The organism is Streptomyces sp. CAU 1734, assembly GCF_039888735.1.
Classification (GTDB): domain Bacteria; phylum Actinomycetota; class Actinomycetes; order Streptomycetales; family Streptomycetaceae; genus Streptomyces.
Genome location: NZ_JBDQQP010000001.1, coordinates 359,904 through 372,400, shown reverse-complemented (window position 1 = coordinate 372,400; position 12,497 = coordinate 359,904). Strand labels below are relative to the sequence as shown.

General features: G+C 70.6%; 9 protein-coding genes. 2 read left to right on the top strand and 7 right to left on the bottom strand.

The window, feature by feature from the left end; all coding sequences use genetic code 11:
* Positions 1-307: 307 nt before the first annotated feature.
* From AAFN69_RS01460 to AAFN69_RS01440, 5 genes are all read right to left on the bottom strand, one after another.
* Complete coding sequence (locus tag AAFN69_RS01460; protein WP_347726360.1) at positions 308-646, bottom strand: MerR family transcriptional regulator; 339 nt, start codon at positions 644-646, stop codon at positions 308-310.
* A 766-nt stretch (positions 647-1,412) separates the two neighbouring features.
* Complete coding sequence (locus AAFN69_RS01455) at positions 1,413-1,727, bottom strand: SCO5918 family protein (RefSeq protein ID WP_347726359.1); 315 nt, start codon at positions 1,725-1,727, stop codon at positions 1,413-1,415.
* Between the two features lie 110 nt (positions 1,728-1,837).
* Entirely contained in the window at positions 1,838-3,340 is a 1,503-nt protein-coding gene (locus AAFN69_RS01450) for a DEAD/DEAH box helicase (RefSeq protein WP_347726358.1), read from the bottom strand.
* A 373-nt stretch (positions 3,341-3,713) separates the two neighbouring features.
* Complete coding sequence (locus AAFN69_RS01445) at positions 3,714-3,917, bottom strand: cold-shock protein (RefSeq protein ID WP_020133169.1); 204 nt, start codon at positions 3,915-3,917, stop codon at positions 3,714-3,716.
* Positions 3,918-4,243: 326 nt separating this feature from the next.
* A complete protein-coding gene (locus AAFN69_RS01440; RefSeq protein WP_347726357.1) occupies positions 4,244-5,515 on the bottom strand; it encodes a cation:proton antiporter in 1,272 nt (423 codons plus the stop codon).
* A 302-nt stretch (positions 5,516-5,817) separates the two neighbouring features.
* On the opposite strand from AAFN69_RS01440, the gene AAFN69_RS01435 reads away from it, so the two are divergent.
* The gene (locus AAFN69_RS01435) at positions 5,818-7,494 is read left to right on the top strand and encodes an HNH endonuclease (RefSeq protein ID WP_347726356.1); all 1,677 of its coding nucleotides are present in this window, start codon (positions 5,818-5,820) and stop codon (positions 7,492-7,494) included.
* Between the two features lie 14 nt (positions 7,495-7,508).
* On the opposite strand, the gene AAFN69_RS01430 is transcribed toward AAFN69_RS01435, so the two are convergent.
* Positions 7,509-8,807 carry a PE-PGRS family protein gene (locus AAFN69_RS01430; RefSeq protein ID WP_347726355.1) on the bottom strand — a complete coding sequence of 433 codons (1,299 nt, stop codon included), beginning with the start codon at positions 8,805-8,807 and terminating at the stop codon, positions 7,509-7,511.
* On the bottom strand, positions 8,797-10,995 hold the full coding sequence (locus AAFN69_RS01425; RefSeq protein WP_347726354.1) for an AAA family ATPase: 2,199 nt from the start codon (positions 10,993-10,995) through the stop codon (positions 8,797-8,799). Before AAFN69_RS01425 ends, AAFN69_RS01430 begins: the two co-directional genes overlap by 11 nt.
* A gap of 278 nt (positions 10,996-11,273) precedes the next feature.
* Between AAFN69_RS01425 and AAFN69_RS01420 the strand changes: the two genes are divergently transcribed.
* Positions 11,274-12,485 (top strand): S8 family peptidase, encoded by a 1,212-nt coding sequence (locus AAFN69_RS01420; protein WP_347726353.1) that lies wholly within the window; start codon positions 11,274-11,276, stop codon positions 12,483-12,485.
* The last annotated feature ends 12 nt before the right edge of the window (positions 12,486-12,497 follow it).

Sequence of the window (12,497 nt, the reverse complement as noted above, 5' to 3'; positions counted from 1 at the left end):
TCAGGGGGAGGTGGGCCCGGTCCCGGCCGGCGGGAGGGGGGAATCCGTCAGCGGTGCCGCGGCGGCCCGGGCGTCAGGACGGCCCGGGGTGGCGTCCGGCCGGGCACGGATGCGCGGCGGCGGGGCGGGGCGAGCCGGGTGGGCCGGACGCATGGTCGGGCCGGACGCATGGTCGGGCCGGACGTGCGGGGGGTGAGCCGGACGGCGGGCGGGGCCGGACTCCTGAGCCCGCGGCCCGCCGCTCACCGGTATCGGCGCATGACGCCGGGCCGGCTGCCCGTCCGGGCGCCGGCGCGGGGCGGGCGGCTCAGTGGGAGCTGTCGTGCGGCGTGGCCGCGGCGCGGCGGAATTCCGCGTTGATGCGCTGGGCTTCCTCGAGCTGGTCCTCAAGGATGACGATGCGGCAGGCGGCCTCGACCGGGGTGCCCTGGTCGACGAGCTCGCGCGCGCGGGCCGCGATGCGGAGCTGGTAGCGGGAGTAGCGCCGGTGCCCGCCCTCGGAGCGGAGCGGGGTGATCAGCCGGGCCTCCCCAATGGCGCGGAGGAAGCCGGGAGTGGTGCCGAGCAGTTCGGCGGCCCGTCCCATCGTGTAGGCGGGGTAGTCGTCGTCGTCCAGCCGTCCGCCGAGCGAATCATCCGCTGTCATCTGCACCTCTTTCTCGGGATTCCTGGGCTTCCCCGGAAACGCGTCGAGGGGCCCCGGTGCCGTACGGCACCAGGGCCCCGAAGGAAATTCAACACCATCTGCCGGCTTCAGTGCTGCGCCGACCGTCTGTATCCGCGGTCTCGCCCCGAAGAGGGACGGGTGTGCGGGGATGTGGATGCGTGACCGGGGACCACCTTCCATTCCGGGGTCTTGCGGCATCCGGACCGAAGACTTCGGGCCCGGACGATCCTGATGGTGTCGATTCCTCCGTTCGTTCCTCGACGGTCTTCCGTGATGCGGGTACTGCTCGTGGCGGCCCCTGAATCCTGCGGCCACCCGGTGCGGCTGTCCGTTCCGTCGCCATCCCGGAAATCATGAACCGGCTTCGGAACTCCACTGCCGCACCCACCTGCGCACTGCGTGTATCACTGCCCGGCAGTTCATCTCTGCCGGGCTCCTTCGACCTTGGCTGTGGGAGAAACCATATGCACATGACCACGGAATGTCTACCTTGGCGAGAGTAGATTTTCTGGCCCGCACCGGTGAGGCATTTGACCGTGTACAGCAGAGAGGTGCGGTGGCGGCGGCGGATGTGGCGACAGCGGAGAGGCGCGACCCGGGAGCGGGTCGCGCCTCATGGCGGTGCGGAGTGTCTGCGTGCATGCGCCGAGGGCCCGACCGGCGCGCGCCGGTCGGGCCCTCGGTGTTCTTCCCCTCCGCCGGCCGGAAGACCGGGCCGGCGGAGAGATCCGGCGTTCGTCAGGCGTCAGGCGGACACGGCGGTGCCGAGCATCGCCGACGCACGCTGGAGCGGGGTGTCCCCGGCGACGGGCGCGGCGGCGGCCTTGGGCGTGTCGCGGCAGGTGAAGCCGAGGAGGGTCATGGCCCGGATGACCTCACCCGCGCTGAAGTCGCGCCGGTCCTGGCGGGTGATGACCTGCCCCACCTGCTTGACCGGGAAGTGCCGGCGGCCGATGATCACGGACTCGCCCACGACAGGCTCGGGCTTGACGGACTTCATCGATTCCAGCACGCCGCTCCTGGTCAATTCGAACGGGAATCGGGCGATGACGCAGCGCATGGTGCCTCGCAGGGGAGAAGGGGATGGTCCATACGGGGGAGTGCGGTGGATCAGCGGGCGGGAGGGGGACCGCCCGGGGTGTGGCCGTACGCGTGCTTGCCGTGCGAGTGCTACGCGGCGGGCCGGAGGGCGGTGCGCCGCGCGGGCGCGCGCCGGGCCGCCGAGGCGCCGCCGCGCCGGCGCCGGGGAGCCGTACCGCCGCGCTTGGGGCGCTCGGTCACCGGGGCGGTGATGACGACCGGGACGCCCGAGGGGGTCCGCGCGCCGGTGATGCGGTTCAGGGCCTCGTCGCCCGAGCGCACCTGAGTGGTCTCCGGGCGGATCCCCGCGTCGGCCATGAGGCGGACCATGTCGCGGCGCTGGTTCGGGGTGACCAGGGTGACGACACTGCCGGACTCACCCGCCCGGGCGGTACGGCCGCCGCGGTGCAGATAGTCCTTGTGGTCGGTCGGCGGGTCCACATTGACGACCAGTTCCAGGTTGTCCACATGGATGCCGCGCGCGGCGACATTGGTCGCCACCAGCACGGTCACATGGCCGGTCTTGAACTGCTCCAGGGTGCGGGTGCGCTGCGGCTGGGACTTGCCGCCGTGCAGCGCCGCCGCCCGTACCCCGCTGTTGAGCAAGTGCTCGGTCAGCCGGTTGACCGCGTGCTTGGTGTCCAGAAACATGATCACCCGGCCGTCCCGCGCGGCGATCTCGGTCGCCGTCCGCTGCTTGTCGGTGCCGTGCACATGGAGTACGTGGTGCTCCATGGTGGTGACCGCGCCCGCGGACGGGTCGACGGAGTGGACCACCGGGTCGGTCAGATAGCGGCGTACGAGCAGATCCACATTGCGGTCCAGGGTGGCCGAGAACAGCATCCGCTGTCCCTCGGGGCGCACCTGGTCGAGGAGTGCGGAGACCTGCGGCATGAAGCCCATGTCGGCCATCTGGTCGGCCTCGTCGAGAACCGTGACGGCGACCTGGTTCAGCCGGCAGTCACCGCGGTCGATGAGGTCCTTCAGCCGCCCCGGGGTGGCCACGACGACCTCGGCCCCGCCGCGCAGCGCGCCGGCCTGCCGGCCGATCGACATCCCGCCGACCACCGTGGCCAGCCGGAGCCGCAGCGAGCGGGCGTACGGCGTGAGGGCGTCGGTGACCTGCTGCGCCAGCTCGCGCGTCGGTACGAGGACCAGCGCCAGCGGCTGCCCCGGCTCGGCGCGCCGGCCGGCGGTGCGGGCGAGCAGCGCGAGTCCGAAGGCGAGCGTCTTCCCGGAGCCGGTGCGGCCCCGCCCGAGGACGTCGCGGCCGGCGAGCGTGTTCGGCAGCGTCGCACCCTGGATCGGGAACGGCACGGTGACACCCTCGGCGGTCAGCGCGGCCAGCAGCGGCGCGGGCATGTCGAGATCGGCGAACGCCTCGACGGCCGGCAGTGCGGGGGTGACCGTCACGGGGAGTGCGAACTCACCCTGCGGGGAGGCGGGCCGCCGGCTGTTCCCGCTCGGTCGGCGGGGACCGCCGGAGCGCCCGGGGGCACCACCGGAGCGGCCTGTGGCCCTGCCGGTCCGGCCGGCGGCGGATCCGTTGTCACGGGTGCGGGAAAAACGGTCGTTCGTGCGTGTGCGGTTCATGCGGAACCTTCCTCGATGCGGCACGTATCAAGGAAATTCCGCAGCGGTGAACTGCGCGGAGAATCGCAAGAAGGAGCCGAATGAAAAACGAAAGCGATTTCGCCTCCGCGAGTACTGACCCGCGTGGCGGTCGCCGGAAAATCTCGGGTCCGGGAGGGGGGCCCTGCGCCGGCTTCGGTGGCTCTGACGGACATGCATCCGGAGCGTGCGGCGGGAAAATCCACCCGGAAATGGGGAGCCGTTCATGCGCCTGTCGGGCGCCGGGCCGGACGGAAATCCGCCGGGCCGGGGAGCGGGACTCACCCCGTGAAACACGCAGCCGGGGCCCGCACCCCAAAGGATGCGGGCCCCGGCTGCGAAGTGCGCGCCGACGTCAGGCGGGAACGATGTTCTCCGCCGTCGGGCCCTTCTGGCCCTGCGCGATGTCGAAGGTGACCTTCTGGCCCTCCTGGAGCTCGCGGAAGCCCTGGGCGGCGATGTTCGAGTAGTGGGCGAAGACGTCGGGGCCGCCGCCGTCCTGCTCGATGAAGCCGAAGCCCTTTTCCGCGTTGAACCACTTGACGGTACCGGCAGCCATATTGAATCTCCTTTGGGGCAGTTCGCCGAAGTCCCACACCGTGCGGGCTCCGCGTCGCCGCGATGATTGCCCCAACCGGAAATGACCGGGAACACAGAAGTGCTCTCACCGCCGCATAAAGAAGAGATGAGCGCACCCGAAGTTTTGGGAACCACAACTGCAACTGAGATCGACAGTAGCACGGCGGGATCCGGCCCGCCGGATGAATAATTTCCTTCCCATTGTTGTGTGAGGTACCCTCACCCGGCCTCGTGCTGAATTCTCATCCGGCGGTCACAGATATTGGCCCGCCCCGGGCGGAGTGTTTCCCGGGGCGGGCCCGGCCGCTACGGCACCGGCCCCTTCTCCCGCAGCCCCGGCCGGCCGCGCACGGCATCGGCGTACCAGGAGCCGTACCGGCCCCCCAGGAACACGGCCGACGCCCCGTGCGCGCAGACACTGAGCGCCACGGTCAGCGCGATGACCCCGCTGAAGAGCGCCGTCCCGGGCAGCTGCTCCTCGAAGGCGATCAGCCCGAACACCACGGACGCCAGCCCGCGCGGGCCGAACCAGCCGACATAGGCCACGGTGGGCGGGCGCAGCCCGGTGCCGATCAGGGAGACGGCGACGGGAATCATCCGGACGACCGTGAGGCTGAGCACGGCGTACAGCGCCATGCGCCAGTCGAGATGCTCCAGTACGGGCCCCAGGATCACGGCGCCGAAGAGCAGGAAGCTCAGCGAGGCCAGCAGTTCTCCCAGCCGGTCGGTGAATTCGACGCTGTGGCGGATGCCCTCGTCCCCGGCGGCCGGGCGGTCGGCCGGTGTCGTGCCGCGCAGTACGGATCCGAAGGCCAGGCCCGCCACCCAGGCCCCGATGAAGCCGCTTCCGTCGACGACGACACAGAGCGCGTACGCCGTCGCGGGCACCACCGGGACCAGGAGCTGCCGCCAGCCCGGGGTGCTCCGGTCCCGCTCCGCCGACCAGCGCAGCACCCGGGCGCCCAGCCATCCGGCCGCGAGCCCGACGGCGCTGCTGGCCACGAGGGCGAGCAGAAGCGCGGCGAGCGGACCCTGCCGGCCGTGCTCCCCGCCCCCGGCCGCCGCGAGGGCCAGTACGAAGAACGGCAGCACGATCCCGTCATTGAGTCCGGACTCGACATTGAGCCCGTGCCGCACCAGGGCGGGCACCCGCCGGTCGGACACGGCCTGCTGGCCGAGGGCCGCGTCGGTGGGAGCGAGGACGATCCCGACCAGCGCGAGCTCCCACCCGCCCAGACCGGGCAGTACGGCCCAGGCCGCGAGCCACCCCAGAACCATGGTCAGCGGCAGCCCGACCGCGAGCAGCCGCACCGGCAGCGAACGCTCCCGCCGCAGATCCCGCCGCCGGACGGACGCGGCCCCGGTGAACAGCACCAGGGCCAGCGCGCTCTCCAGCAGCGCCCGGGTGATCTCGGTGTCATGAGCGCGATCGAGGAGATCGAGCCCCGGGGGCCCGATGAGCAGCCCGCAGGCGACGAACACCATGGGCCCGGAGACCACCGTGGAGGCCAGCCGCCGCGACACCGCCGCGTACCCGCCGACCACCGTCCCCGCCGCGATGACGGCCCATGGTTCCACCGCTCCTCCTTCCGCCCGCCCCGCCCTCGCCCGGTCCCGTCACCTCCGGCCACCATGACCCGGCCACCGCCCCCGGCGGGCGCGCCGCTCCGGAGGTTCCCCTGGTTGCCACGCGGGCACCACCGGATTCCACGGGGGCGGTGCCGGACCGCCGGGCCGCGGTTGACGGTCCGAACCGGCGGCTTCACCGGCCTGGCAGTATCGGGAAGGTCGAGCGGGACTTCGGAGGAGGCTCAATGGGCGGTTGGTTGCGTGTGGGTGCCGTGTATCGCTCGGCCCGGAACAGAGACCCGGCCACACCGATGCTCGACGGGCACCCGAACATCCATCACGTCACGGCTTCCGGGCTTCTCGCCCAGATCCAGCTCAGCAAGGGCATCAACCCGATCGCCAGGGTCAAGGCGTTCGACGGGCCGCGCCGTCCGTCGATCCTGATCCGTTCCAGTCCTTGGAAGGCCGGGTCGGCCGAGACGCCCTGGCACGATGTGTTCGACCTGGACAACGGCCGCGTGACCTACTTCGGGGACCACCGGGTCGATCACACCGTGCCGGTGGGAGAGACCCAGGGCAATGCGGTCCTGCTGGAGTCAATGGGAGAGCATCGGGCCCGCACCGAGGAGCAGCGGGCAGGTGCCGTGCCCCTGTTGGTGTTCGCGGCCGTCTCGCGCAACAGGACGCCGAAGGGGTATGTCCAGTTCTGCGGCGTGGCGGTCATCAGGGACGCCGAGCAGATCGAGCAGAAGGCAGAGGGCGAGTCCTTTCCCAACTATCGCTATGAACTCTCCGTCCTGGACCTGAGCGCGGAGGACAATCGGATCGACTGGGCGTGGATCGAGGCACGCGGCAATCCGGAGCTGTCGACCGCGGAGACACTCGACGCGGCCCCTCTCTCCTGGCGCCGGTGGGTGGAGCTGGGACAGACCGCCCTGCCCGAGCGGCGACGACCGCCCACCCCTCCCACCCCGGGCGAGCCCGGTGCCCTGTTCCCCGCCCCCCGTCGTCCGGACGACACCGGGGCCGGCTCTCCCGCACGGGTTGCGCCGTCGCGGAAGCTCACCGCGCCCAGGTTCATGGAGAGGCTGCGAAACCTCAGGGCTCAGTCGGGACACGGTCGACGGGACGAGCACCTGCCGCTGGCGCTGCTGTGGGGTATCGGCAGAGTCGTGGCGGGAGAGTCGCCTCGTGCACCATGGCCCCGGTTCCGCGACGAGATGGACGAGCTGTGGACGGAATTCGTCCCGTCCGGCTCCTCCGTCTCTCTTGAGTATCCCGTCCGCCACCATCACGGGAGCCGGCTCCCGGATGCCCACGTCATCCCACCCGAACAGGATTTCCTGCTGCCTGCGGCAGCACATGACCGGTTCCTCCACGCCGAAGGGGGAGTCACCGAAGAGGTCGAGCGACTGCTGAAGGACCCGTACGTGCGTTCCCAGACGGTTGCCGTCCTGCGGGAGAACCATCTCTCCGGGGTGGATCAACCGTCCCTGATGGAGCGGTTGGGGCTGACCGGTTACGAGAGCGCGAGCGGTGCGGACGACGACGAGGATCAGGGGAGCGGAGCGGGCCCCGTCGCACGGCGGGTGGCACACCTCTCGCGCACCATCCGCGACACCGCCCTGGTCGCCCGGGTGAAGAGGATGCACGAGAACAGCTGTCAGGTCTGCGGTCTACGGCTGCCCACCCGAACCGGCACCTACAGTGAGGCCGCCCATGTCCGTGGACTGGGCCGTCCGCACAACGGCCCCGACGAGGCGGCCAATCTGCTGGTGCTGTGCCCGAACCACCATGTGCAGTTCGACACGTTGGCGATCTACATCGATATGGCGGACACCGTTCGCTCCACCGTGGACGACAGCCCTGTGAGCGAACTCCGCACCCACCCCGACCACCTGATCAGCACAGCACATCTCCGCTACCACAGGGCCCTGTGCGGCAGGGACACGGCCCACTTCCCCTCCTCGGGCGACGGCAGTCCGTGACCGCCGATCGGTGACTACGACGGGACCGCGGAACCGGCGAACCTCGCGATCGCCCTCAGCAGCGGGTCGGCCGCGTCCCTCGGCGCGGCGCGGGTGTCGAGCCCCAACACCTCGATGAGACCCAGCCGACCCCGCGGCCCCGCGATGTCCAGGACGTGCCTGGTGGGGCCGTTCGGCGCGGGATGGACCACCAGGGCGAGAGGGTCGGTCGGGTCGGTGTGGGCGGCGATGTAGGTGAGGAGTTGGTGGCGGTCCTCGGACGAGACGTTCTTCTCCACGTACCTCTTGTACTTGGCGTCGATGGTGAGAAAGCGTGTCGTGGTGGTCTCCCCGATCTGCCGGGGAAAGGCCAGCAGCACATCGGGACGGAACGAGCGGAACGGAGAGGGCCGGACCTCTGGATCCCGGTTCGTCACAATGGCGCCCTCGTCGGTTCGTGCAGCCCTGCCGCCCAGATCGACCGCCGCGTCGACGGCCATTCGCCGGACGACGTTCTCCCACAGGACATTCAGATTGAGCAGCAGGCTCTTTGTCCCGAAGCCGTGCGGGTCCAGCAGGTCGGTCACCCCGCCGCCGCCGAGCACCATCCGGGCCCAGGCGTGTGCGCCCCGGTAGTGACTGTTGAGCCGGGTGTACTGCGCCCGCGCGAGGAGCGGCAGCGCGTCCAGCGGCCGGCGGGGCGAGGGGAACCGCGCCGCGGCGTCGAGCAGCGACCGGATCTGCTGCGGGTCGCCGGATCGTCGGGCGGCGACGGCCAGGGCGGCGCCGCACACCAGATTCTCCCAGCCGCCGTCCTCGTACTCGAAGGTACGGAGATGGAGCCGGTCGACCGCGCCGTAGCACCGGGTCGCCTGCGCCTCCACGTCGAGCCGCCCCCGCAGGGCCGTGTCGACCCGTTGCCGGCGCACATAGTCCCTGCGCAGGCCGTGCCGGAGCAGCAGCCGACACTCGTGCAGCAGGGCGGCCGGTACCAGCCCCGCGTATCCATCGCGGCCCACCGGCCAGTTCCGCAGCGTCTCATCGGGCTCGGGCCGGCCATTGGCGTAACAGAGCCAGTCGATCAGACGTTTTCCCTCGATCGGGAACTTGGGCCGCAGGACCAGCCGTATGCGGTCGAGCTGAAGCACACCGGTGGTCGCCCGCGCCTTGAGCAGGTAACCCTTGCGGCTCTCCGCGACCGACACCACCTTGGTCGTCAGGAGTCGGTCGATGTCGTCCCCCGACAGCTTGGAGTACGGGATCGTGACGGACCTGTGCTCCTCGATGACCCATTCGTTCCGGCCGGCGTCGGGGGTTGCTCCGTCACTCCCCACTCCAGCCGTCCTCTCCCACCGCGCCCTCGCCGTCGCCCACCGCTTCGACGGTCACGAACTCGTCGGCCAGCATGCCGGGCAGATCCTGCGGATTGGTCTGCACGACCCGGCCGGTGCGGGCGTCCACCAGACCGCCCAGCACACTCCGCAACAGTTCCGGCCGGCCCAGGCAGTAGTCGGCCACCAGCGGCACGATCTCGTGGTGGAAGGCGTTGGAGAGCTGCTCCACGGTGGCGATCGGCCGGTCCCCGGCGAGCAGATACGCCTGGCCGAGCAGATGGTCCGGCCCGAAGGAGGCGTCGAGCTTGGCGTTCAGACCCTCCAGGAAGGAGGCCAGCCCGAGCCCTCCGACCTCACCGTCCAGAGCATCCGGATCCGGCGGTACGTCGAAGAAGGCGAATCTGCGCCGGATCGCGGCATCGATATGGCCCACACTGCGGTCGGCGGAGTTCATTGTTCCGATGATGCGCACGTTCGGCGGCACCGTCTGAGGCCGGCCGCTGGTGGGCAGGGTGACGGAGACGGACCCGCGCTTGTCGAGCTCCAGCAGGGTGATCAGTTCGCCCAGAATCCTGGGCAGGTCACCTCGATTGATCTCGTCCACGACTATCAGGAAGGTGTCGTCGGGCGCTGTTGCGGCTGCTTTGCAGACCCGGCGGAAGAGCCCGTCCGTCATCGTCAGATGGAGCCCCGCCCCGGTGGCCGCGGTATCCGGCTTGAATCCCTCGACGAAGTCCTCGTACCCATAGGACGGATGGAAGGTCACCATGGTGAGGCGAGCTGCCGCAGCGCCTGCGGGGACACCGGAAAGCTCGGCGAGCGCAGCCGCGCGCTCCTCGGACGGCGCCTCGATCAGATCCTCGCGTCCGGCCATGGCGAGCGCGACACTGAGCGCCAGCCGCGTCTTGCCGGTACCCGGCGGCCCCTGCAGCACGACCTGCCCCTTGTGGCCGAGCAGCTCCCGCACCTTGCGCACGGAGTCGGGGAGCTCGGCATCGGTCTCGGCCGGCCGCTCGGTCACCGCCTGATCGGCCTCGGCGAGCGTCTCCCGGCGTCCACGCCGAATCTCCCGCCACAGTGTCGCGGGAACCCTGGCCAGGGTCTGCTGCCAGGCGTGCCGCGGTGAGTCGAAGAGCTGAGCGTACGAGACGTCCCAGTCCACCCCCACGGCATGCCGGTGTGTCTCGGCGTCCGCGTCGTAGGAGTAGCCCTCGGCAACGGTGCCCACCGCCAGCACCTCGGACTTTCCCCGGTTGGCGACGATCAGATCGCCGGCCTCCAGGTCGCGGAAGGCGAGCATCTGCCGGGCGAGCCGCAGATTCCCGCCGGTGCTGTGCGGCCAGTGCTGGTCGAGGGCATCCTTGAGCTCCCGGTCGCTCTCGTACTGGCCGAGACTGCCGACCTCGTCCCAGCCGATCCGGATGCGACGGTTCGCCAGGCAGTCGTCCCAGAGCCCCGCCCCGGCCCCCGGCGAGATCTTCCAGACGACCCGGTCCCTCGGCCGCGGGTCGTGGAAGGCGTACAGGAACGCCATGACTTCATGCGGGCGCCAGCCCGCGAACTCCGGTGTCCTTCGCACGAGAGCGAGCAGTTCCCGATTCGCCCGCCAGGTACGTGAACCGGAGGAGTACAGCTGGTGCGGTCGGCCGCCCAGCAGCGTGGTGAAGTGACCGACATGCGTTGCGGAGAAGACCGGCAGGAAATCGCCGGGAAAGTAGATCGCCAGCGCCTTGGTGGTCAGTGCCTGCCCGTACGAGAGCGACTCCAGCTCGTCGATGCGGGCGTATGCCCCTTCCGCCGCAGCGGCAAAGGCGGTTGTGAATTCGTTCCGCACCTCTTCCCACGCCTCGCGCACGCCGAGCCCGCGCAGGGAGCTGGGAACGATGCGCCACTCGCCCGTCCGGTGCTGAAAGACGATGTGCTTCGCCGCGCTGCCCCCGCGGATGCTGCCGAAGGTGTTGGTGCCGTACTCCAGCAGACGGCAGAAGGAACGCCGCTCATCGCCGTGGGCAGCCGGCCCCAGCGCATAGCGCTCCAACGGAAGATCCGCCCAGGACTCCAGGGGGAACTCCTTCAGTACCCGCTGCCGCTCCTCCTCCGCCCGGTCCGCTTCCCGCCCGGCCGCGTCCCGGTCGAAGCGTGCCAGGCGCCCTGCGAGACCGTCCCTGAATTCCCCGTGCTCAGCCATGCCCGCATTCTTTCGCACAGGCGTACCGGCGCTCCGTGCGCCGTCGGGTCGCGCCCGGCACGAATCATGCACGCCGGGCGACGCCCGTATTGCGTGATGTGAAGCCGAGTTGACGCCCGCGCAACACTGTGTCGAGGCCATGACAACACTGCCGGATTCCTTGCTCCGCCCGAAAGCCCCGCGCCATCGTCGGGTGCGGCATACGAACCCCGTACGCCGCACTCACCCACCCGGCGCGTGGCACCCCCGGCGCGCCCCCGTTCGAGGAGGACCTCTCGATGGCAGCAGTGCGCAACACCAGGCGGCGGCTCACCGCGGCGATCGCCACCGTGGCGACAGTGGCGCTGGCAGCCGGAGCGGGCGCGGTCTTACCCGCTCAGGCGGCCCAGCCCCAGGGCCGGATTCTGCATGCCTCGGCGGCCGAGCCGGTGGCCGGCAGCTATATCGTCACGCTGAAGCCGACCGCCGGCTTCAAGGCGTCGACCGCCCGCGGCAAGCAGCTGATAGCCGGCTACGGCGGCCAGATCAAGCGCACCTACACCGCCGCCCTGAACGGCTACGCCGCCTCGCTCAGCAGCGCCGAGGCCAAGCGGCTCGCCGCCGACCCGGCGGTCGCCTCGGTCGAGCAGGACCAGAAGGTGCACTCGACCGCCACCCAGTACAACGCCCCCTGGGGACTCGACCGCATCGACCAGGCGAATCTGCCGCTGAACGGCACGTACACCTACCCGGACTCGGCGGGCATCGGCTCCACCGTCTTCGTCCTCGACACCGGGGTGCGCATCAGCCATCAGGACATCGCCGGGCGGGCCTTCAACGGCTACGACTTCGTCGACAACGACCCCATCGCCCAGGACGGTTACGGGCACGGCACCCACGTGGCCACGACCGCCGCCGGAACCACCTGGGGTGTGGCCAAGAAGGCGAGGATCGTCGCGGTGCGCGTCCTCGGGAACAACGGCTCCGGCACCACCGCCGGTGTGATCGCCGGTGTCGACTGGATCACCGCCAACCGGGTGACCAACTCCGTCGCCAACGTATCGCTCGGCGGCGGGCCCAGCACCGCGCTGGACACCGCCGTGCGCCGCTCGATCGCGTCCGGAGTCACGTACTCCATCGCGGCGGGCAATTCCAACGCGCCCGCGTCCGGTTTCTCGCCGGCCAGGGTGGGCGAAGCACTCACGATCGGCGCGACGACCAGAACTGACGCCAGGGCCACCTACTCGAACTACGGGCCCGTGGTCGACATCTTCGCGCCGGGCTCCGACATCACGGCCGGCTGGAGCAACTCCGACACCGCAACCTACACGGGCAGCGGCACCTCCTTCGCGGCGCCGCATGTGTCCGGCGCCGCCGCGATCTATCTGACCAACCACCCCGGCTCCTCCCCGGCGACCGTGGGGGCGGCGCTCGTGAGCGGCGCGACGAACAACGTCCTCACGGGCATCGGAGCCGGCTCCCCGAACAAGCTCCTCAGGCTCGTGCCGTAGTCAATCCGGCGT